This window comes from Flavobacterium sp. MMLR14_040, assembly GCF_033657265.1.
In the GTDB taxonomy this organism is placed as follows: Bacteria; Bacteroidota; Bacteroidia; order Flavobacteriales; family Flavobacteriaceae; genus Flavobacterium.
This window is the reverse complement of record NZ_JAWVWO010000004.1, coordinates 182470-204527: the sequence shown is the minus strand read 5'-3', so window position 1 is coordinate 204527 and position 22058 is coordinate 182470. Positions and strand designations below refer to the sequence as shown.

The following is a 22058-nucleotide window of genomic DNA, read 5'->3' as shown; positions in this document are numbered from 1 at the left end:
CAGACTTTACTAAGATAGAATATTAAAAAATGGAAATCAAAAACAGGTTCTGGCTTATAAAATACTGACAGAACACAATGTCTTAGCAAACATTGCTGAATTTGAACCCATTTTAGTTGGAACCATTCCGATAAATATTGATATCGAGAACAGTGATCTCGACATTATTTGCTACTGTGAAAACAAAACAGATTTTATTGAAAAATTGGAATCTATTTTTGGAAATAAAAATGGATTCACAATTAGAGAAACAATAATTGACAATGCAGAAACAGTCATAGCAAATTTTAAAATAGAGCTTTTTGAAATTGAAATCTTTGGACAAAATATTCCCACCAAAAATCAAAACGGGTATAAACATATGATTATAGAACATGAGATTTTGCAGTCGAACAATGAAAGTTTTAGATTAGAAATTATTAAACTCAAACAAAAAGGTTACAAAACCGAACCTGCTTTTGGTTTTTTATTAGGCTTAAAAGGCAATCCTTATCAGGAATTACTAAATTATAAAAGTGATTCTGTCTCTTAAATCACTTTATAAAACACACAAACAACTGTTTATCAATAAATTGCTAAATTTAATAGTACTTTAAAAAATATTTTCAATTTTTCTTTGGATAACCGTATATACTGCTTATCTTTGCACCCGAAACATCGCGGGATAGAGCAGTAGGCAGCTCGTCGGGCTCATAACCCGAAGGTCACAGGTTCGAGTCCTGTTCCCGCTACTAAGATAAAAGCTTCAGAGAAATCTGGAGCTTTTTTTGTTATTTAAGATCTGCAAAACAATGTCTGATTCAGATTGCGGGTGCGAAGTCGGGAGAAATTCGCACAGCTTTCATAAGAAGTCTTCGGGGAGCGGGGTTGATGATATTATTTTTTAAATAAGACAAACTGGATTTATTTGCTTTCTCTTATCGTTTCCATTTTTTTTAAAATTTACAAAGTTCATTACTATTTAACTACTTTATCTTGGCCCTATTTCCACAATAATACACCTCCATGACCAAACATTGTAGATCATGAATCAACTTCCTGAACAACCTCTTCTTTGCAAGAATTAACAACAAATAATAAAGAAATGAATATGCAAACAAAAACTGGAGAAAAAGTTACCCACCTTACATATTCTTTTTAATAAGCTTTCCAGTCTTTTAAATTTTTCAAAACAGGAATTATTGGTTTTCCGTAATCTATACTTATTTTACAAGACATAAATAATGATAGAAATAATAGAAAGTATATTGGCTTCATTTTATGTTAATAATTAGCAGTCTAGAGCATGTGAGCTGGAGCTGCCACTACATACTACAGCTCCTGCTGTACATTCACTACATTTACCATTATCATTGCAAAATTCATAAGAATGATATGTTGACGAGTAATTAAAAAGAGTATTGAAATTAGAAATGTATATTAACATTGCCATTATTTTGATTGCAATGGTAACTTAATAGGCAGGGTATAGAGACACCTTACCTTTTTGCCCTTCTGTTCTCCGGGAATCCATTTTTCAGATTTACGCAAAACCCGAACAGACTCTTGTCCTGTACTGTATCCAATATCTCTGAGAATCTTAATATCTGATAGTGAGCCGTCTTTTTCGACGATGAAAGAAAGATAAACTGTTCCTTGCAGTCCTTCCTCCTCTGGCATTATAAAATTATCATGAAAAAATTTATACAAAGCATCAATACCGTTTGGGTATTCTGGCTTTATTTCTAATGCTCCTGATTGGTATACTTTATTCTCTAAATCTTCATCAGCAGTAGGCTCGGTTTCATTATCCATTTCGGGATCCCCTTTTACTGTTTGACTATATATCACTTCCTTTCCATCTTCTGTATATTCTTTAGATTCCCCATTTTTCTTATATCGATAAATTTTTCCGCTTGGATAGTATTCTGTTTCTATTATATAACTTTTACTGATATGGTTTCGCTTGTGAGTTTTTTTGCTCTTGTTAATTGTTCCGTCTGGATTCCAAATTTGATCTTCATCAAATTCCACCTTTTTTATTGCAAGTTTCCCATTTTCATAACCTAAAGTTTGGATTTCTCTTGTTTTCCAATTATAGTCGATTTGTTGTGTCAACACTCCCAAACTATCATATTCTTTGCGATAATAGAAACAGGTTTCATCTGTCTCCAATGCACCGTTTTCATAATAATCGTATATTTTTAAATCGTGTTTAAGGCCTTGATAAGTTTCTTTATAAATCTTGCCTTTTTCTTTAAATATCTGACCTTTTTCATCAAAGTAGTAATGTACAGAAACTAGCTGAGATTTAGTTTCCCATTTTTTTAGCATATCATTGTAAGTTTCAATATTCTTGTTTTTTATATGTAAGCTATCCATTGTTTTTCCTGCGGAATCAAAATAAACGTCACTTTGCCATGCCCCTTCCTTCAAGATCGTTTTGCAAAATGACTTATTGTAATAATATATTATGAAAAGCCCATCAACATTCCCTTTTGAGCTAATGTAAAACTGGATTGGAACTTTTTCTTTCTCTATTTTCGTTTCGTAAAAACCCATTGGTAGTTTTGACCCATCTTTGTTCGTAATGGAAACGGAATTTTTTGCAAAGAATCCATTACTTTTATAAATAAGTTTTGAAGAATTTATCTTTTTATACTCTTGGGCATTACCAATTTGACTTATTATTGATAATAGAATGATGATGATTAATTTCATTTGTTTTTTAAAATTATTTGATTTTTAACTTGTATAATTTTTTAATTAGTTTGCTTGCCGCTTTTAAGGATAAATTGGGGAATATCCATATTTTGCTCTCCGGCAGTTCTTCCAGGTGTAAATGAAAAATCTACCAGAACGTCATTTACGTAGGCTTCATATGTGCATAAATTTGTGTTTACTTTTAGCTGGTAAATAGGATTGTAATCGTATGATTTAACATCTTTATAAATATTTTTAATTTTCTCTCTGTATTCTGTACTGATGTTTTCTTGTTTTTTTATTTCTTTTTGTGCACAACCTGCAATGCTGTAATTAACTAACAACAGAACCATTATTTTTTTCATGATTAATATTTCCATTTTCCTCCTAGTTTTACTTATAAAACGAACAAGTCTACCATTTGAATAAATTCTTACTTCGCAACCATCCCATAATTACCAGAAATTCCAATTTCTTATGGTAAAAAAACGCGCGTACTTCAATTCTTGATTATTACAAACAGCTTTTATAATAATATTTACTGTCTCAAAATATGTAATTGTTATTACTTCATATTCTTTTACTTTTTTATAATCCACTTCACTTATATAAATACCTTTTTTTTGATCATCCTTATTTATTAGATACAATCTAAAATAATGACTGTCAGACTCATATTCAGAAGTATGAGTATAACTATTTTTTCTCTGAATACTAAAATCTTCTGTTATTTTGTATATTTTTTTATTGGTAATCCTTTTATTGATAATAATTTTTCCATATAAAAAATTTACAATCACTACTCCTAAAATAGAGTATATATAAAGAGATAATAAATTATCTAAATGACCGTGGAATATAAACAAGCCAATAAAAAATAATAAAAAATAAAACGGTAGAAACAAAAACGTTAGAATAAAAGGCATGACAATTATTGATTTCCACAAACTTTTGTTGAATGCTTTTTTTACAAAAACAACTTCCTCTATCTTAATTTTCTCCTTTAGCATTTTGTAATTTATAATTAAATACTTCTAATTGTTCTTTATATTTTGAAAGGTAAATGTTTGCTGCTTTTTCTATATTTTCCCGATTCTGTATGTCTTTTTTTCTTCTTTTTGTGCACAAGAAAATAAAAAAGCAAAACATACAAGTATTTTCATAAGTGCATAATCTACTTGGTCATTCTTCTATGCTTAAATACCTCTTTTCAACTAAATAACTATTTGCTATAAAAGCTACATTAAAAAACATTGCATATGCAATTTTTGCTTTATCTGTAAATATGTCATTATTTATATCGTTTCCTGAAAAATAAAAAATTATATTAAATAAAATAAAAAATGCACATAAACAAAATGCTATAATTCCAGAGTTGAGATAAACTTTGAATTTTAATAAATATGATTCTACAGATTTTTGTGGATTGTAAAGAATATAACCTATGTTTAAAAATAAAAAACTATAAACACCATAATACAATTCAGATTGATTTACATTCCGCGCAAATCTAAATGGAAATTTTAGTACTTCTAAAAATGGAAGCCCCAAATAGTTAATAATTAATACAAATCCAATTAGAATTAAGGAGAAGAAAAAAATAAATAAAATGGTAATTAAATATGGTGTTAACGCATTGTCTAATAATATAATGTTATAGCTCATAATATCAAAATATTTTTTATTTTGTTTTTTTCTATTATCTATTCCCCTTTTTGCACTAATAAATATTTTTAAAGGATTCAATATTGAAAAAAAAATAAGTAAAATAATAGATGATACTTGAAAAAATAATAAATTTATAATATCAGCCCCTTCATCTGTATAAAAATCTTTAGAATAAAATTTAAATAGATAAAGAATGGAATAACTTAAGTTAAAAATGACTGTCGTAATGAAAAAAAAGCTGAATTTGTTTTTAATTGAATTCATGCTTATCTAATCACTTCTAATGGAGCTCCAGCTTTGGGACGGTAAAGATACATTGCATAAGTTTGAAAGTTACCTTCTGCATCTTCCCGTATTAAGTTTGAAAAATTAAAATAATATTTATCTGTTCTTACTAAGGCAACCATTTTTCCGTTTCCATAAAATCGCATGGCGTAATCCTCAAACACAAATGGCTTAATATCATTTACATGTTTTACCCATCCATCTATCAGCATTTGAGAATCTTCGGGCTGATTTCTGTATCCCACTTTATCTAATTCTAATTGCCTTTTATAATATTTTCCCGCTATAGCATTTACATCCTTGGCATCATAATATCCTATCATTTCTTTGTAGAAGTCCTCTACTTCTTTCAAAAGTTTGTCTTTGTCTTCTTTGGTTAAATCAACACCATTTTTCCATCCTTCTACATCATTCTCATAAGGAACTATTGGAGCATCAAATTCTAGATGTACTTCATAATAGGGTAATTTACCTTTTTGCTTGGGTAATTCATATCTTAGAGCTTCTTTAAAATCTTTTACTTTTTCTTTTCCATAATCTCCATAATTAATACTAAGCTTCAATGCTATATTTTCCATGTCAATTTCCTTTGCCATAATAAAATCATCATCTTTTAAAGGGGTCATCCGGATTGTTAGTTTTTGTTTTCCAGAATGTAGCAATGCTTCATTAATTGGCATAGAACCTGTAAAATTCTTTGAATTATAATTTTTTATCAATTGTTCATCATTTACCAAGGCTTCGAAAGTAAAATTGGAAACCTTTTCAATATGCAGTGTATAACTAGGTTTATAATCGTACTTTTTTACTTCTTTATAAATGTTTGCTACTTTTTTTACGTTTTCCTTATTAATAATGTCTTCTTTTTTTATTTCTTTTTGTGCACAACCTCCAATGCTGTAATTAATTAATAATAGAACCATTATTTTTTTCATGATATCAAATATTTTTTTACAAATTTGTAATTCAAAAAGATTTACCTCTTCTCCTATAGTCCTCCTATTTCAAATAAAGGTTTATTATTCTTTAAGTTTACATTACCACCTTTTAAAACTGGGCTTATATATAACTGATTATTCTTTTTCCTCTAAGTATAATTCGCCTTTCTCTACTAAATAATAATTATAAAGCAAACTCACATTAAAAAAAAGCACAAAAGCTATTTTTAGTTTATTTTCGAAATCAAATGAGTCTGCATTCATAAAAATTATATAAAATAATCCATTGAGAACTGTAAACAAAAAACTAAATCCTGCAGCAGCTATGCAACTACGCAGATACAAATAGAACTTTAAATTATATGTTCCGAAAGATTTTTCAGGATTTGAGAGAATGTATCCAACGTTTAGAAATAAGAAAACATAAATTCCATAATACAATTCAGATTGATTTATATTTTTCATTAAATCAAATGGGAACTTTAAAATATCAATTATTGCAGGGCTTATAAAATATAGAATTAATAGAAATATGGATACAGCAATAAAACTAACTAAAAAAATCATGCCTGAAATTAGAAATACAGCCATACTATTATCTAGCTTTATGATATTAACACCCCAATAATCATAATACTTTTGGTTTAGCTTTTTTCTTTGCTCAATACCTTCTTTAGCACTAAAAAAAGCATTTACTGGATTCAAGAATGAAAAAAAGATGAGTATAAATGTGCCGATTACTTGGAACCAGAGTAGATCCATTATATCTAATTCATTTCCTACATTAATTTTTTCGGAATAAAACATAATTAAATATAAGATACCATAACTAACACTGTAAATAAAAGTGGTGATAAAATAAAAACTGTATTTCTTTAATGAAAAGGTTATCATTATCTAATAATTTCAAGTTTTGCTCCTGGGCTTGGGCGATAAAAAAATAATCCATAAAATCTTAATTTTTCACCAGTGGTTCCATAAACAACAGGGAAATTTTTTAGTTTACCTTCATTCTTCAATAAACATACAACTTTCCCATTACCTAATATTTTCATAGAGTAATTATCTATTGGCTTCATTTCAATTAGTGCATTACATTTTTCTTCTAATTCTTTCCAACCATTGTTATAATTACCATTACTTTCTGAATCGAAAAAAAAAGCTTGAGCTATTTCTTTTTCTCTCTTATATATCATTGTTGCAATTGTATTAACATCTTTATTATTAAATGCATCTTTAACATTATTGCATTTTTCTAACACTTCTTCTTCTAGTTTTTTAGGCTCTTCTTTGCTTAAATCTACTCCTTTACTCCAGCCTTCTAATTCATAAGGAACTTTTGCTGTAAAATTCTCTTCTACTTTTATGTATGGAACATCATCATCTATTTTAGGTAATTTTGCACGATAATCTTCGATAAAATCTTTAAATTTTGTTTTATAGTATTCTCCATATACAATTCGCAAACTAAATTCAGTATCATGATCTACAAATTTCTCTAAGATTCCATTTTTTATAGCTTTTGGATAAACAACGTAACGTACTGATTGAATTCCACTCTTAAGAATATATTGGGGTATATCAATATTTTGTTCACCAGCCGTTCTTCCTGTTGTAAAAGAAAAATCAACCAACATATCATTAATGTAAATTTCGTAAGTACAAAGATTAGTATTTACTTTAAGTTGATAAGTTGGGTTATAATCGTATTTTTTTACTTCTTTGGATATACTCTTGTATTGTTCTTTGGTTATCATGGTCTTCTTTTCTTTGGTATTTTGTGCGCAACTGTTTTGCAAAAACAACACACTAAAAAACAAGAAAAATTTATAAATTGATTTCATATTTACCTAATGATTTCAAGCTTAGCACCAGCTCGTGGGCGATAAAAATATTGTGGATAAAAGTCAGAATAACCTCCTTCAACTCTACTACGAATTATGGATTGATTTCTAAAAGAACCATCAGTTATCAACACAGTAACTAATTTTCCATCGCCCATAATTTTCATTTTTCCGTTTATTAATTCTACACTCTTTGACTCATTTAGAGCTTCTTGCAATTCGCTCTCCCATTCCGCAGAATTTTCTTTGGTATTAAAATAAAAAGCTTGATCTATTTCTTTTACTCTCTTGTATTGCTCTCTTGCCAATCCTTCAATATCTTTATTTCGGTACAAATCCGCAATTTCTTTCATTCTTCCTTTTACTTCTTCTTCTAGCTTTTCAGGATCTTCTTTGCTTAAATCTACGCCTTTGCTCCAGCCTTCTAAAGTATAAGGAACTGTTGCCGTAAATTTTCCTTCAATTTCTATAAAAGGTAAATCTTTGTTTATTTTCAAGGATGTTGAATGATAATCTTCAGTAAAATCTTCAAATTTTGTTTTATAGTATTCTCCATGTACAATTCGCAAACTAAATTCAGCATCATGATCTACAAATTTCTCTAAAACTCCATTTTTTATAGCTTTTGGATAAACAACATAACGTACTGATTGTATTCCGCTCTTAAGAATATATTCAGGAATATCTATATTTTGTTCTCCAGCTGTTCTACCAGTTGTAAAAGAAAAATCGACAAGTATATCATTTATATAAATTTCGTAAGTACAAAGATTAGTATTTACTTTAAGTTGATAAGTTGGGTTATAATCATATTTTTTAATGTCTTTGTATATATTTCTTACTTTAGTAATATATTCTGTACTCATATTATCTTGTTTTTTAGTATTTTGTGCACAACTGTTTTGCAACAACAACACACTAAAAAACAAGAAAAATTTACAAATCGATTTCATATTTATCTAATAATTTCGAGTTTTGCTCCTGGGCTGGGGCGATAAAAATATTGAGGGTAAACAACATAAGTATCTTTTGTCTCGCTTCTTATTACTGCTTTATTGTAAAAAGGGCCTTTATCAATTAAAATTGTCACTAATCTTCCTTCGCCCATTATTTTCATTTTACCTTCTACAACTTCAACACCAATTGATTGATTAAAATCATCTTTTAATTCTGTTTCCCATTCTTCTGAATTTTCTTTGGTAGTAAAATAAAAAGCTTGATCTATTTCTTTTACTCTATTATATTGTTCTCTTGCCAATCCTTCAATGTCTTCATTTCGGTACAAATCGGCAATTTCGTTCATTTTAACTATCACTTCTTCTTCTAATTTTTCAGGATTTTCTTTACTTAAATCAACGCCCTGACTCCAACCCTCTAAAACATATGGCACCACTGCTTTAAATTTGCCTTCTAATTCTATAAATGGTAAATCTTTGTCTATTAAGGGTAATTCAGCTTTAATAACTTCAGTATATTTCCCATTTTTCTCTCTTTCGTAATCTTGATACGTTACTCTTAATTTTAGTTCTGCATCTCTAGAAACAAATTTTTCGAAATTTTTATTTTTATCTAACAAAGGATAAATTTTCACTCTAAAACTTTGTATTCCACTTTTAAGAATATAATCAGGTACTTGTACAATTTGCTCACCTGCAGATCTACCTCCACCTGCTAAATAAACAACCAAAACATCATTAATATAAACTTCCATGGGACAATTATAACTTTGATAACGTAATTGATATATAGGATTATAATCGTACGATTTTACATTTTTATAATTATTTTTTATTTTATCTCTATATTCGGTACTCATATTTTTCTGTTTTTTAGTGTTTTGTGCGCAACTGTTAAGAGTTATTAAAATAGTTGCTATTGCTATTGTTTTTATAATGTACTTGTTCATAATCTTTATTTTAAATAAAATTTGTCAGACTCAAAAGTATGCTCTAACATTGTTATTTCTATCTCTACTTTACTCTCACCATCTATAATATCTACCTCTTTTACAGTTCCATCTTTTTGCAATACCTCTTTTTTAACTTTAGCTCCAATCACAGCTGTAAAAGTTAATTTTATACCATCAAAAACTAGGCTAGATTGCATCCAAATCCCTTGGTCATCGACCCCTAAAGTGCCAACAATACCCAAACCTACTTCTCCTTTGGCACCAACACGCACCTCTGCGACAGCAGTATATTTTCCTGAAATTATCTTTCCTTTAATATTTATAGAAATTTCAACACCTGCTGTAATGTGCGCATCGCCCTTGGCTATTATTTTTTGGGGTCTGCCAGTGTGTTGCCTTTATAACTTAAATCAGTACTTATTTGTCCTTGTACCCAAAAATCTACTACTATACCATCAGGATTATCTCCTAAAGCAGCGAGTAAAGTTTTTACAGCTGCCAGTACAGCATAGGCAATGGGGTGTCTGCGGCAAAGCAAATCAAGAATATGCCACGTAATTTTCATTCCTATTAATGGGCTTGCCATAAAAACAACATTGTAGCCCAATCCTGAGCGTCCTGCCAAGTCAGGGTATTTTTGGCCATCGACAAGCTCAAATTGCCAATCAGCTCCAATTTTAAATTCAGGAAACAAGATCTCTACTTCTTGTGTAGATCGAGCGAGTGATTCTTCGAGACCTTTGATTCTTGATCTTGCTTGTGCATCACTTAAGAGACCATTTATCTCTTTGTCTCCCTCTGCTTTATTTTTGGGTGTATCATTTTTACCTTCGATGATTTCAGACACCCATTTTACCATATCAAAAAGGCCCTTGTACTGTTTTGCTAAAGCAACTGTGTTTTCCAAAAAATCTCTTGTAAGCTCTAGCTCAGTGTCTTCATATATTTGTGCTTTTATGGACACATCTACATCTTTCATGATTTTGAGTAAAGTCGATAGTTTTCCTTTCTTGGTTGTGGGGCTATCTATAGTAGGAGCGGCTTTTGCTTCACCATATACTTTTTTATAACTATCAAGTGTTTTTTGATTTATCTTGTCTAAAGTTTCTTTTTTATTCTTCTCATTATCTATTTTTTGCTGTATTTCTCTCTTGGCATCTTCATTAGTCTCAGTATTGAGTTTTGCCTGAAGTTTATCTGTAAACTTGTTGCCATCCCAACTGTATTTTTCAATTGTTTTTTTCTGATCCCAAGAAGGAATAAGTATTTTTAGTTGATCTTCTTTAACATTAAATCCAAAAATAAGACTCCATTTTATGTCTGGATAAATAGAAATATTTACATTTTGCTGAAAAGCACAAGTGCTAGCGAGTGCTTTTATTTTTGAAAGTTTGCCTTTTTTTTCGAGATTACCAAGCCAAAAATATTTTGCAACATCAATATATCTAGCAGGGCTATCCATAGAAATATTATAATTATAAAACGCATCAAACTCTATTTGATTTTGTTTTACGGTTATTATTCCTTTTTCTTTGTTTACCTCTTCTTTTTGGGTTGTTTTTATCCCGCCCAAATACGTTAAATTATTACTACTGCCTGAACTAATCTTTACCAGCTTATCTTCTTCTTTTGCGGGATGCACAGCGGTTGCACTAGGATCAATTTTTAACTCATAATCTTTTGGAATGCTAAGTACTTTAAGTTCTTTGTTAATGTGTTTGACAGGTTTATTTTCGCATTCTGCAGTTTGAAAATCAAAATCGAGATAGCGAGTTTTTTTCTTTCCTGCAATAACTTCTACATCGATTGTCGTTTTTATTCGTTGATAAATATTGTTAGAATCAAAAACAGAGGTACCATCGAGCTTAATGCTATCATACCTGCAATGCTGAAAATGCGCCACATTAGTCTCAACATTCCCTACAATCAAGGGCATATTGGTAGCTGGAATTGGTTACTTATATTTTTTACTTTCCTTTTTTTAATTTACTAAAGTTTTTTTCTTGACAACTTACTATATTAACTAGAAGCAAACTCATTAAAACAACCTTAGTTGTGAATTTTATATGTTATAAATATGATTATCTTATTACTTGTAATGGAGCGCCAGGCTTTGGGCGATGAAGCAAAAGTTCGAAGATTTGTGTGCTTTCATCTTTTAAAACTGCTTGCAAAGCAGATTCTCCATTAAAATCTTTATCTATACGCACTAAAGCTACAATTTTACCATTACCATAAAATCTCATCTTATATTTTTCAAGTGGAATAACATCTACAATTTTTTTAAATGTATTAATTGTTTCTATTCTATTGTCATCTATTTGTTCACTAGTTAAATAAAGATCTATATCTGTCTCTTTGTCCCTATTTCTTGTTTTATCAAAAAATACTTTGTAATCTTTTTCTTTTAATAAATTACCGAAATCATTATAAGTTTTTACTGTTTCAGAGATTAAATTATCTAGATTTTCCTTGGATAAATCGACAGAACCCGACCATCCCTCTACTTTATAAGGAACTATAGCTTCAAATGAAATTTCCTTAGAAACTAATGGTGATTCTCCAAATTCTTTTAAAGTAAACTCTTTTATTAGTATTCTGTCTTCAGGAGACATATTTAATAAACCGTTAGGATATTTATAAATTTTTACGTCGAAATAATCTATCCCTAATTTATCTACTAAAACTTTACCATTTTCTGGTAACAAAACTATTGCTATAGACTGAATACCACTTTTTAAAATAAAATTGTTAATATGTAACTCAACAGTAGAGCTCCCACTACTATAATCTCTCTCTAAAGGCATATTATTTACATATATTTCATGAGGATTTGCAGTTGATATTCTGAGGGTGTAAATTGGCTGTTCATTCATTGTGTCATTCTTTTTGATTGTATGTCTAATATTATTCTTTTCTTTATTTTGGCAACTTAATACGTTAAACGCAAGTATTCCAATTAAAATTAACTTATTCATATGTTTTTTTATTATACTAAAAATTATTTTCTTTTCCTTCACCAAATTTCATGCTAATAGGTGTGCCTGTATAGCTTGGAATTAAAGTGAATGGATTGAATGCTTTTGGGGCCTTATTTTTTGAATCCTGTTTTAAAGTTAATTTAACATAGCCTGTAATAATTAATCCTGAAAATTTTGTTGTCCAATCTAACATATTGTCAGAATTAGCATTAGGGCTTGCTGTAATTTTAAAGTAACAATAACCTTCTAGTTGCTTTTTAATTTGAAAAAAAGCGGTAATTAACCGCTTCATTTTATCTTATTACCTCTAATGGTGCATCAGGTTTTGTGCGATATAATATAAACCCAAAATAATCGGTATATTGATCTGTTTCATATGATAGAGGAGAAAAACCGTCCTTATCTTCTAGTGTAGCCAGATGACCATCACTATATATCTTTAAATGCAGTTTAGAAAAATCAATTGGATGCATTTTACTTTTAGCATCAAGCACTCGTTGCTTTATTTCATCTTGCTCCTCATTGACTTCAGGTGAATTGTAAAAAGCAATTAAATTTTCTTGATGTCTCTTATTAATAATTTTATAGTATTCAGCATAGTTACCTGAATTTATTATATTCCAAGTCTTTTGATAAAACTGTTGTACTTCATTTAATAATTCATCATTATTTTGTTTCTTCAAATCAACTGAATTAGTCCAGCCAGTGACATTATATGGTACCATAGCTCTAAAAGTCCAAGACTGTGTGTGTGTGTATTTGTCTTTTGATAAACTTTCGTTGAAAGTACATTCTTCTACAACTTTTACATCTGGAGAATCAAAACCATTATATTGTACAATTTTAAAAGAATAATTTTGCAATTCATTTTTGGTTAGTTTATCTTCTGACTGTAAAATTATTTGTACAGTTTGAGCTCCAGAAGCCAAGATGTTGCTATTAATTGGTAATGTAACAATTGAAGCTTCTTTATCTTTATAGGAATAAATCGAAATTCCATTAACATAGATTTCAAATAGGCCTATTGAATGAACTTTTATAGCATATATCGGTTGGGTTGCACTCATCATTTTATTTTCTTCTTTGTTTATTTTGTTATAAGATTTTTTGTTTTCTTGACAGCCTGCCATATTGTAGACAAGCAAACTTAATAATATTATCTTTTTCATGTAATTACATACTGATATTGTTAAAATTTATTCTCAGCACCTTCGCCATATTTCATACTAATTGGTGTACCGCTATAACTAGGGATTAACTCAAATGGATTTAATTTTTTAGGAACTTTATTATCTTTTTGGCTAGTCACTTTAACTTTATAATATACCGTGACAATTAGCCCCGAAAATTTAGTCGTCCAGTCTATTATGTTATCATAATTTGCATTTGGGCTTGCTGTTATTTTAAAATAACAATCGCCTTTAATTCCAGCTTCAAATTCGATTTTGGGTTTTGCTGTAATCTGTGTTAAGCTTAATTTTACTCCCATTTCTAATTCTAGTTTACCACCCAATGTTCCAGAAATTTTTAAATCAGCATCTAAGCGCTTCCCTTTTTCTTTTGCTTCGTTGTATTTTACAAAAGCTTCTTCCAACGCAAGATTAGCATAAAAAGTAAGATCTATTCTATAGTTAATGCTAAGCGTATTCATTGCAATTTTTTCTACCAACCAAGTGGTTAAATCTAATGCCGTAACAAGTTTACCAAATAAAGGTATCTTATCTGCTAATGCCAAAACATCTATCTTTAAGTCTCCGCCTATTAAAGGAGCTATTTTTGCTTTCCCTGCTAATTCGATTCCTAACCGATTATCTATATTATTATATTTCCAACTTACACCAACAGATGGTGCAGGTGGTAATAGCGAAAGACTCATCATATTCCTTCTTCCTAATAAGGAAGGCGGTAAACTTTCAGAAGCTTCTCGAGCTTCTTTTGCTCCTGCGATCTTATCTACCAGATCGTAAATAGATTTTAAAGCAGATAATGTTTTGCGGTAATTTTCAGCAAATTTAAAACTTAATTCCTGACTTTTACCATTGTCATATACCGCTTTTACTGATAGGCCAAAATTTGATTTTGCATCTCCAAAATGCCTATTAGCTGTTGTTGCTATTTTTTTCTTTCCGTCTCTTGCATTTGCATTATTTAGATTTTCTTCTCTTTTTAAATCAGCTAATGCTACTCTATTTTGGGCACCTCTGATATCCCCTATTGAAGTATTATCCCTTACTGCTGTTTTTTCTGTTCCGTAAATATCATACGTAGGACTAGATTGACCATACCAAACAGGATCTTGAGTATTATAAAGAAAATTGATTGTCCATTCTATTTCTGGTACGACTTTTAATAAAATATTGTGTTGATGCCTACAAGTAGCTGCTGTGATAGGCACTTTAGATATAGCCTTTGAATTGTCGTCAGATAACCAGAAATATTTTGGTAAATCAGCAAGATCAAACTCAAAAAAAGCAGTTCCTTCGATACTTTTAGGCTCATGCTTAGTAATACTTATGTTTTTAGGCAATTTAGCTTTATCAAAAGTAAAAATATTTTTTCCGTGATCATTAGGTTTTTCATGAAATCGACATTCATCAGTATCACTTTTCTCATCCACTTTGATTGAGAATTTTTTAGGCACAGATCCTACGATTAATCCTATTTCTACATTGGGATTGTAAAGTATCCCAGGCTTTTCTTTAAAAATTTCTACTGTTTCAGTTTTTTCGCCTTTTTCGTATTCTAGCTCAATTGCAGTATACCTGCAATGCTGAAAATGGGCCACATTAGTCTCAACATCCCCTACAATCAAAGGCATATTGGTAGCCGGAATTGGCTCCTGATCTGGTGTTATGCTTTTTTTCTCGTCACTAACGTGTATATAACTCCTGCTAAACTCCTTAAAGAAAGTTCCTGTTTTTATAGATTTTACGACAGCATATATTTGTAAATTGGCTCCTGCCGTTTTTATCCACGCATTATCAAGGACTACTTCTATTTCTATTTTTTGTGCATAATCTACCTGGTCGTTATCTACTGTTAGAATACCTGAGACACCTTTTTTATTAATATCGTTAGGTTTTACTTTATAAACCTTTACCTCACGGGTAAAAAAATCTTCTCCGGCAATTTTTAGTTTGTCATTAGGCGTAAATATATCGCTATCTGCCAAATGCACCTCAACTTCCTGACCATAAAGTCCGGCAGTATAAATATGCAATATAGCCTTAGACCCAAAAGCTACTGTTGTGCCCTGATTAATTGTGTTGTATCTTAAATCAGTCCATTCTGCACGAACAATTTGGGCAACACCTTCTGCCTGCACATACATCCCAAAGGGAGATATTCCTTTTGGTTTTTCTTTTTCATGCCAGGCTTCAAGCCACGCAATACCTCCTCCTTCTAATAATTTAGGAAATGAGATACGCTCATGAATGCCTTTTTCAAAAGCAGCATAATGTGTTATTTTATTGGGATCTACTCCGTTATTCACTAATTGCCAGGTCCAGTTTAAGTCCTCAAATTTTTTTAAACTTTCATTATATACCTTTATTTTTTCATTGTATTTTTTTACATCAATATTATATTGCATTACATCAACATCGTAATTCCATCTTGCCGTTTCGCTTATTTTATTATATTCCTCCTTAGACAATTCGGTTATGGGCTTAGGAGCTGTGGGCTTTTGTTTTTTTAACTCCTCTACCTCTTTTATTGTTATATTAAAAGATTCTGCTTTTTTTAATACTAAACTGTTTAGTCTAGGATCGTATTTTTGTCCTGCCTCTACCTTTTTGGGTATGATGTGTACTTGTTTTTCCATCTAATTTGTATTATAAATTATTAGGTATTTTTAAAATATCATTTTCTGAATCATCCAAATCGAAGCCGGGAAATAACTCGGTTGCAACTTCAGGACTGGTATTTTTTATATTTTGCTTGCTTAGTTCCGCAACTTGTCCGTGGTTTTTTATGATTATGCAATCCGGCCCTCCTATTGGACAGGTGGCTTTACTATCTTCAAGCAAAATTTTGCCCTGGTTTGAGAGGGTAACTTCCTGATAAAAACCACTCCACTCTGTAATTACAGCCTGGCAAGGCTTGTAACTAGAACCCATGGGCTGCTTTTTGCATTTGCCAAAGGTGTTTGCCTCCAGAGTCTGCCCAATTTCTTTAGTAGTAGCAATAAGTTTTTTAGACCCATCTTTGTCATTACCATAATGTTTGGAGTGGGTTTTGACCTGTAAAATATCGGTTTTAGGAGTTTCGCTAAACTTGCATTCGCAAGTAGCTCCATGAACAACTACGTGTTTTTCTGCCATAATTTTTTATTTTTTCAATTCAAACAAAAATCTATTGTTGATATATTTCTATCTGAACTTTGTTTATTTTTTCGTTGCTCATTTTGGTATTGAAAGTTCCTATTATAGAAAACATGCTATTATCAGCACTATTGAGTTTATATTGTACATTTCCCTCAGATTGTATGTATTGAATATTAGGGCGCTCTTTTTCCAATACCGTTTTGTTTTGCAAAACTTCGTCAATAGTTCGGTGATCTGCTATTTTTCCTATATGATTGATCATTACTTTACCACTCTTAGTATAAACATCTTCCAGGTTTTGTTTTATTTCATATTCTACTAATCTCTTCGACAAGAAGGGTATTTTGGTTGTATATTGAATTTTAGGAGAATTATTATATATAGGTTTAAAAAACAGATTAAAAAACCAGTTATTTGACAGCATTCCTATCAATTGTTTTTCGTTATTAAAGTATATGTCTGCTTTGTTTATGATCGCATCTGATTGCTCTTTTTTATAATACTGCAGTAGTTCCTCTTTATTAGCAAGCCAGCGTTTTTTAATTGTTTTATGGTTTGCAATTGCTATTATCACTCCGCTATCATTAATTTCCAGCGCGATAGGAAACATGTTTTGGGCAATTTTATCTAAGAGTTGTTCTATTGCAACATCTGGCATTTTATGGTTTATATAAACTTGTTTGCGATTTATTTCTATAATTTTTAAATTATAATCATTTTCTTTATAAACCGTATCTACCTCATAATGAATCTTATTTTTTAGACGATCTCCCTCATAATTTTCAAGCGTATAGCCATACGTTTTTGGGGTATAAAACGGAATAGGAACCAGGTTTATCCCTATTTCTTTCTTTCTCTTTTTTTCAGGCGATTGTTCTGCCAATACATCCGAATAAACATAAATCTCAGTCAGGTGTTTAGGAAACCTGCTTCTAATTTTATCCCAGAATCCAGCCTTAGCATTGTGCACCTCTTTTAAGTATTCTGTTTCAATATTTAATTTTTCGGCAACACTCTCTAGTGTGTCTCCTTCTTTTATTGGATATTTTGTAAGATAAATTATGCTCATTCTTTGTATTATAGTATTTATGTCTTTATAATTGTTTTTACTCTTTGATTGCATTATATTTTAAAATATTTGGTGACTACAATTCTATAATATAGAATTTGAAAAAAAATAAACATGCCATAAAAGGAGAATAATAAAAGTATCGTTCCTAAGATGTACATCTCAATTCTATTAGTTTTCCTTACTTCAAATATTGTTACTACCACAAAAAAATACAATCTTGCCAAATGGTTAGCGGTAGTTTTTTTGTCTCAAAATATACAACCCTGCATTTTTTATGATAGGCTCATAAATACCTGTGCTATCGTTTGCATAGCCACCAACATTAACTTCATAGCTCATAAAGGCCACTTTTGATTTTGTTCTCAAATGCTTGGGCAATTCGTATAAATATAAATCGTTTTTACATTCTAAATTTTTAAAATACTTTATCGCTTTCTCTTTAAAAAACAAACTTTCGTTGTTATAAATAACTTGATAATAGGCTGTGTTAATAAAAGATGGAGAAACCCAATCTGGAAAATCAAAATAACCGCCCGTGTAATAATACTCATCTTTTTTTCGAGAAATCAATTGAATTGAATTTGAACTTTGGTAATCAAATTTTTGTTCTTTTAACAGTTGTGTAGAATACATTTTTAGATAATTATCATCTATTTCTTCACCAATCAGTTCGGTAGAATAAATTCTTTTTCTCTGGTCTTTTAAAACAATTAATCTTTTATCTGCAAATTTTGCTGGAAAATTTAAAAAATCGATCTGACCAATAGTCTCCGTTTCAAACTTGTTACTTTGATTATGTGTAAACCTATGATCTCCTTTTTGTGAGAATAATAAAATCCAATTATTTTTTATTTTAAAATACATTGGAAGGTTGTCAGCTTGATAATCAAAATTCCTATCAGTATCATAAACTACCACTTCAGCATCGTTGTAATATTTTTCAAAAAGTAGTTTAAAGTCAGCGTCCTTAATTTCATTTTGAGAATTTAGTACTTGCGAAAATTTAGTATAAACCAGCTTTTTTTCCGAAAAATCATACACTCCATTTTCTGCAAATACATACGGAATAAAATTTGCGAAATCAAAAACAGAGGTATATTTTTCTTTTGCTAAATCATCAGAAATAACAATGTTACCTAAAGAATCGTATTTAGTCAATCCCTTATCATTAGAAACGTAAAAATCATTATTAATACTATCATACAATATAGGAAAAGTACCCTCCACTAGTACAATTTCATAATTTTTAGATTGTGGTTTTTCTATAAGGCTTTTAGAATTTTTTAAATCTTTTGACTTAAATAAGTCATTTGTTGTTATGTTATAGGTTGTACATCTGTCTAAAAATAATAATAATAGTAGAATAGCAATAATAATCAAGGAGTAAATAATTTTTTTCATATTTTTTTGTTCAATTTACACTTCCGAAGAAAGATATATTCCAACCTAAGGTAGTCATGAATTTTACCTTTTTTAACATTTTATTAATTCTCATATTTCCAAATATTCTCAAAATCTATTCTCCTGATAGGATTTTATTGTTTTGCAGGTTAAAAATTAGGCTACAATTCTGAAAAAAAGATAGACATGCCATAAAAGGAGAATAATAAAAGTATAGTTCCTAAGATGTATATCTCTATTCTGTTAATTTTCCTTACTCCAAATATCCTCACACAAATTCTGTCTATTATCGCTACTGCTATTATAAATGGACTGAATAACAGGCCAAATCGAGCTACGTAGTCAACTAGGAGACTACACTTGCTAAATAGAAGTTTTATAATTATTGAAGGAACAATTATTCCTAACAAAGCAATTAGACTTATTCCAAAAAATAGTGTTAATGTTTTTAAATATCGTGTCATAAAATTTTTAGTTTTATATATTCTATTTAATTACACTGTATAAAATTCCTATTAACAGCACAAAGGCTATTATTATAAGTGCTTTATTGATAAAATTAAATTTCATTTTTCAGGTTTTTAAGGACGAAATGATTTCGAAGAAATCCATAGTACACTATAGCACAACACATTAAATATTGAAAGTAAAATAAAAAACACTTTTCCAAGTTGGTATTTTTTTCCATGATAACTAAATGCATAAAAACCCAATAAAACATTCACGCTCATACTAAGCCAGAGAAATTTTCCCTCTGATGTTAGCTCATCTTTTAAATTACCTACATTCATATAAATAATAAGCAATGTTATATTAGCTATAATAAGCAGAATACTCCAATCGCTATTTTCTTCTTTAAGAAGTTCTTGTTGATTCATATATCCATTTTTTAATTTTCGTACCTCCACATATTCTCAAAATCTATTTTCCTCATAGGAATTTATTTGTCTCCTTGTTTAAAATAGACTGTGATTGCTAAAACCTTACATTCATATGCAAAAACATTATCTCAAGACTAAATAACCTGAAAAGATTTATTTTCTTTTGATAATATAAATATCATTTCTATTTACAAAAAAACAAACATCTAATCGTTTTTGATATTTCTTCGGAATTTCATAATATCCAAGAAAAAAATCAAATGAATCCACAAAAAATAAATTCGATAGCTCATCTGGAAATTTAAACCTAAATTTTTCCCTTTTTGAGATCAGATCAAAATATGCTATCCCGTCCCAAGTATTACAACTTGTATTTACATGAGAAAGTCCCAAACTCATTGAAGGAATAAAGCAAGGTTTAAATCCCGTTTTTAAGAAATGTTTCATGAAAATAAAGCCTGATTTATCTTCCCAATCTTGTGGATGATCTATTTTATTCTCTAGCAAAACACAATTTTCTAATCTATAATTAATACTGTCAATCTCTATTCTTTTTACAATTTTACCTCCTTTGTCAATTGTTACATAATTTTCTTGATGAACATAATTATCATTCATTTCAGAACCTGATATATGCTCATCTATATCAATTATAAAGTTCAAATTAAGAGTATCTAAAAAAATATGTCCGTTATACTCTTTACTATTATCAAGGAGTTCGAGAATGCCATCCGAATCATACTTATCCATATAAAACTTATTGCTATTATTATATTCTAAATTCCCTTCAATATTGATTTTTTTCATTTCATATTTTTCTGCAGTAATCCCTTTATCAAGCTCCAAATATGTTTTATCATAATAAAAAGCTAGCATTCTGTTAACAAATAATAATAGTAACGGAACAGCTATTATAAGTAAAATTATCTTTTTGTATTTTGTTATTTTTTTCATTAAATATTACAATTAATAAGGAAATGTTTTTGTAAACGATTCCTGCGAAACAATCGCATCTTTCATATCGATTTCTGAAGTCGCTGTTTTTAGTTTTATCTTAATTCCTGTTGTTTCCCTTGGCTTAGTATTTCGATCAATTTCAATGATAAATTGTATGCCTTCGTTAGGTTTGGTTTTCTCAAAAATTGCCATTGCTTTTTTTTCATCAAAAACCACATCGCTTTCCATACGTCTGTCGTTTATATCGTGCCAAACCACATTTAACTTTCTTGGCACAGCACGTTGCTGTATAGGCATAACATTATTGTTTAAACTCAGAAAAATAGATTCAAATTCGCCATTGATATAATTAAGTTTTATAGTTTCTACTTTATCTTCGGTTTTCACTACAGGCATTAAATGATATTTCCTGAAAAGTTTTTCCCAGTACCCAAATGGTATCGTTCCATTTTTAATTTGATCTTTTATTTCTTCGGGTAAATCTTTAGTCATAACTCCCACTACTTTATCAATTCCTGTCTTATCTTTCATTATTTCATTTGCGATACCCCAATCTACATTTTTATCCTCATGTGCCTGATAACGACCTACAATAGTCATTTTTGAAGGACTAAAAACGTATAAGACAACCATACCACCTGGAAATAATCCTGCATTGATCGTAAAATCAAAATCTTTTACAATTCCTACTTTTTTAGTTTCCGGATCCCAATATGGTCTTTCACTCCCATTAATCATTAAGGCTTCTATTTTTTCTGAATCGAGTTTAAAAATACCCGAGTAACTTTTGTTCTCCGTAAAAGACATCCAGGTAATGTCTAATGTTTTTGGAGATATTCCCGTGGCTTCACCTGAAGATGAACCATCATTATCACCTAAGTCTTCGCTGTTAATAACTCGATCAAAGGGCATATATACGTAGTCGCTTTCAGGAGTATTACCCACTATTAAATGTCCTGAAAAAATTTCAGCAGGATAGTTTTTGGGTGTACATACAGATGCATCCCAAAAATATTTTTTTTGTTTCATATTATTTTGGCAAGAGATGAGTATAAAATTGCACAAAGTGATAAGTGCAATAAATTGAACTGTTTTTTTCATGGTTATCCTGCTAT

22 protein-coding genes and 1 tRNA gene are annotated in these 22058 nt (G+C 29.9%); 2 read left to right on the top strand and 21 right to left on the bottom strand.

Annotated features, from left to right (window positions below):
- The first annotated feature begins 19 nt into the window (after nucleotides 1-19).
- A complete protein-coding gene (locus SD960_RS08150) occupies nucleotides 20-532 on the top strand; it encodes a DUF4269 domain-containing protein (protein ID WP_318802254.1) in 513 nt (170 codons plus the stop codon).
- A gap of 126 nt (nucleotides 533-658) precedes the next feature.
- Nucleotides 659-731 (top strand) — tRNA-Met (locus SD960_RS08145).
- 700 nt (nucleotides 732-1431) lie between these two features.
- Here SD960_RS08145 and SD960_RS08140 read toward each other — a convergent pair.
- The 21 genes from SD960_RS08140 to SD960_RS08040 all read right to left on the bottom strand — a co-directional run bounded on the left by SD960_RS08140 (nucleotide 1432) and on the right by SD960_RS08040 (nucleotide 21972).
- Nucleotides 1432-2700 carry an energy transducer TonB gene (locus tag SD960_RS08140; protein ID WP_318802164.1) on the bottom strand — a complete coding sequence of 423 codons (1269 nt, stop codon included), beginning with the start codon at nucleotides 2698-2700 and terminating at the stop codon, nucleotides 1432-1434.
- A 41-nt stretch (nucleotides 2701-2741) separates the two neighbouring features.
- Nucleotides 2742-3062, bottom strand: a complete 321-nt coding sequence (locus SD960_RS08135) for a hypothetical protein (RefSeq protein ID WP_318802163.1) — start codon at nucleotides 3060-3062, stop codon at nucleotides 2742-2744.
- Between the two features lie 75 nt (nucleotides 3063-3137).
- A complete protein-coding gene (locus SD960_RS08130; RefSeq protein WP_318802162.1) occupies nucleotides 3138-3692 on the bottom strand; it encodes a hypothetical protein in 555 nt (184 codons plus the stop codon).
- A gap of 172 nt (nucleotides 3693-3864) precedes the next feature.
- Nucleotides 3865-4614: a hypothetical protein gene (locus SD960_RS08125; RefSeq protein WP_318802161.1), complete on the bottom strand. Its 750-nt coding sequence runs from the start codon at nucleotides 4612-4614 to the stop codon at nucleotides 3865-3867.
- A 2-nt stretch (nucleotides 4615-4616) separates the two neighbouring features.
- A complete protein-coding gene (locus SD960_RS08120) occupies nucleotides 4617-5570 on the bottom strand; it encodes a hypothetical protein (RefSeq protein ID WP_318802160.1) in 954 nt (317 codons plus the stop codon).
- 138 nt (nucleotides 5571-5708) lie between these two features.
- The gene (locus tag SD960_RS08115) at nucleotides 5709-6467 is read right to left on the bottom strand and encodes a hypothetical protein (protein WP_318802159.1); all 759 of its coding nucleotides are present in this window, start codon (nucleotides 6465-6467) and stop codon (nucleotides 5709-5711) included.
- Nucleotides 6467-7330: a hypothetical protein gene (locus SD960_RS08110; RefSeq protein ID WP_318802158.1), complete on the bottom strand. Its 864-nt coding sequence runs from the start codon at nucleotides 7328-7330 to the stop codon at nucleotides 6467-6469. Before SD960_RS08110 ends, SD960_RS08115 begins: the two co-directional genes overlap by 1 nt.
- An 89-nt stretch (nucleotides 7331-7419) precedes the next feature.
- The gene (locus tag SD960_RS08105) at nucleotides 7420-8283 is read right to left on the bottom strand and encodes a hypothetical protein (RefSeq protein WP_318802157.1); all 864 of its coding nucleotides are present in this window, start codon (nucleotides 8281-8283) and stop codon (nucleotides 7420-7422) included.
- Between the two features lie 89 nt (nucleotides 8284-8372).
- On the bottom strand, nucleotides 8373-9323 hold the full coding sequence (locus SD960_RS08100; protein WP_318802156.1) for a hypothetical protein: 951 nt from the start codon (nucleotides 9321-9323) through the stop codon (nucleotides 8373-8375).
- 5 nt (nucleotides 9324-9328) lie between these two features.
- Nucleotides 9329-9568 (bottom strand): hypothetical protein, encoded by a 240-nt coding sequence (locus tag SD960_RS08095; RefSeq protein WP_318802155.1) that lies wholly within the window; start codon nucleotides 9566-9568, stop codon nucleotides 9329-9331.
- Between the two features lie 125 nt (nucleotides 9569-9693).
- Nucleotides 9694-11262: a hypothetical protein gene (locus SD960_RS08090; RefSeq protein WP_318802154.1), complete on the bottom strand. Its 1569-nt coding sequence runs from the start codon at nucleotides 11260-11262 to the stop codon at nucleotides 9694-9696.
- A gap of 145 nt (nucleotides 11263-11407) precedes the next feature.
- Complete coding sequence (locus SD960_RS08085) at nucleotides 11408-12304, bottom strand: hypothetical protein (protein WP_318802153.1); 897 nt, start codon at nucleotides 12302-12304, stop codon at nucleotides 11408-11410.
- A gap of 16 nt (nucleotides 12305-12320) precedes the next feature.
- Nucleotides 12321-12599 carry a hypothetical protein gene (locus SD960_RS08080; protein WP_318802152.1) on the bottom strand — a complete coding sequence of 93 codons (279 nt, stop codon included), beginning with the start codon at nucleotides 12597-12599 and terminating at the stop codon, nucleotides 12321-12323.
- 1 nt (nucleotide 12600) lies between these two features.
- Complete coding sequence (locus tag SD960_RS08075; protein ID WP_318802150.1) at nucleotides 12601-13476, bottom strand: hypothetical protein; 876 nt, start codon at nucleotides 13474-13476, stop codon at nucleotides 12601-12603.
- Between the two features lie 20 nt (nucleotides 13477-13496).
- Nucleotides 13497-16130: a hypothetical protein gene (locus SD960_RS08070; RefSeq protein ID WP_318802148.1), complete on the bottom strand. Its 2634-nt coding sequence runs from the start codon at nucleotides 16128-16130 to the stop codon at nucleotides 13497-13499.
- A gap of 10 nt (nucleotides 16131-16140) precedes the next feature.
- On the bottom strand, nucleotides 16141-16629 hold the full coding sequence (locus SD960_RS08065) for a DUF4280 domain-containing protein (RefSeq protein ID WP_073397587.1): 489 nt from the start codon (nucleotides 16627-16629) through the stop codon (nucleotides 16141-16143).
- A 31-nt stretch (nucleotides 16630-16660) separates the two neighbouring features.
- Entirely contained in the window at nucleotides 16661-17701 is a 1041-nt protein-coding gene (locus tag SD960_RS08060; protein WP_318802146.1) for a hypothetical protein, read from the bottom strand.
- 231 nt (nucleotides 17702-17932) lie between these two features.
- On the bottom strand, nucleotides 17933-19105 hold the full coding sequence (locus tag SD960_RS08055; protein ID WP_318802143.1) for a hypothetical protein: 1173 nt from the start codon (nucleotides 19103-19105) through the stop codon (nucleotides 17933-17935).
- A gap of 581 nt (nucleotides 19106-19686) precedes the next feature.
- A complete protein-coding gene (locus SD960_RS08050) occupies nucleotides 19687-19983 on the bottom strand; it encodes a hypothetical protein (RefSeq protein WP_318802140.1) in 297 nt (98 codons plus the stop codon).
- 156 nt (nucleotides 19984-20139) lie between these two features.
- Nucleotides 20140-20940 (bottom strand): hypothetical protein, encoded by an 801-nt coding sequence (locus SD960_RS08045; protein WP_318802138.1) that lies wholly within the window; start codon nucleotides 20938-20940, stop codon nucleotides 20140-20142.
- Nucleotides 20941-20952: 12 nt separating this feature from the next.
- A complete protein-coding gene (locus tag SD960_RS08040; protein ID WP_318802136.1) occupies nucleotides 20953-21972 on the bottom strand; it encodes a DUF2931 family protein in 1020 nt (339 codons plus the stop codon).
- Between the last annotated feature and the right edge of the window lie 86 nt (nucleotides 21973-22058).

Coding starts and splice junctions, on each gene's coding strand:
- SD960_RS08140 (WP_318802164.1), bottom strand. CDS start 2,700: ATGAAATTAATCATCATCATTCTATTATCAATAATAAGTCAAATTGGT.
- SD960_RS08135 (WP_318802163.1), bottom strand. CDS start 3,062: ATGGAAATATTAATCATGAAAAAAATAATGGTTCTGTTGTTAGTTAAT.
- SD960_RS08130 (WP_318802162.1), bottom strand. CDS start 3,692: ATGCTAAAGGAGAAAATTAAGATAGAGGAAGTTGTTTTTGTAAAAAAA.
- SD960_RS08125 (WP_318802161.1), bottom strand. CDS start 4,614: ATGAATTCAATTAAAAACAAATTCAGCTTTTTTTTCATTACGACAGTC.
- SD960_RS08120 (WP_318802160.1), bottom strand. CDS start 5,570: ATGAAAAAAATAATGGTTCTATTATTAATTAATTACAGCATTGGAGGT.
- SD960_RS08115 (WP_318802159.1), bottom strand. CDS start 6,467: ATGATAACCTTTTCATTAAAGAAATACAGTTTTTATTTTATCACCACT.
- SD960_RS08110 (WP_318802158.1), bottom strand. CDS start 7,330: ATGATAACCAAAGAACAATACAAGAGTATATCCAAAGAAGTAAAAAAA.
- SD960_RS08105 (WP_318802157.1), bottom strand. CDS start 8,283: ATGAGTACAGAATATATTACTAAAGTAAGAAATATATACAAAGACATT.
- SD960_RS08100 (WP_318802156.1), bottom strand. CDS start 9,323: ATGAACAAGTACATTATAAAAACAATAGCAATAGCAACTATTTTAATA.
- SD960_RS08090 (WP_318802154.1), bottom strand. CDS start 11,262: ATGCCCTTGATTGTAGGGAATGTTGAGACTAATGTGGCGCATTTTCAG.
- SD960_RS08085 (WP_318802153.1), bottom strand. CDS start 12,304: ATGAATAAGTTAATTTTAATTGGAATACTTGCGTTTAACGTATTAAGT.
- SD960_RS08080 (WP_318802152.1), bottom strand. CDS start 12,599: ATGAAGCGGTTAATTACCGCTTTTTTTCAAATTAAAAAGCAACTAGAA.
- SD960_RS08075 (WP_318802150.1), bottom strand. CDS start 13,476: ATGAAAAAGATAATATTATTAAGTTTGCTTGTCTACAATATGGCAGGC.
- SD960_RS08070 (WP_318802148.1), bottom strand. CDS start 16,130: ATGGAAAAACAAGTACACATCATACCCAAAAAGGTAGAGGCAGGACAA.
- SD960_RS08065 (WP_073397587.1), bottom strand. CDS start 16,629: ATGGCAGAAAAACACGTAGTTGTTCATGGAGCTACTTGCGAATGCAAG.
- SD960_RS08060 (WP_318802146.1), bottom strand. CDS start 17,701: ATGAGCATAATTTATCTTACAAAATATCCAATAAAAGAAGGAGACACA.
- SD960_RS08055 (WP_318802143.1), bottom strand. CDS start 19,105: ATGAAAAAAATTATTTACTCCTTGATTATTATTGCTATTCTACTATTA.
- SD960_RS08050 (WP_318802140.1), bottom strand. CDS start 19,983: ATGAATCAACAAGAACTTCTTAAAGAAGAAAATAGCGATTGGAGTATT.
- SD960_RS08045 (WP_318802138.1), bottom strand. CDS start 20,940: ATGAAAAAAATAACAAAATACAAAAAGATAATTTTACTTATAATAGCT.
- SD960_RS08040 (WP_318802136.1), bottom strand. CDS start 21,972: ATGAAACAAAAAAAATATTTTTGGGATGCATCTGTATGTACACCCAAA.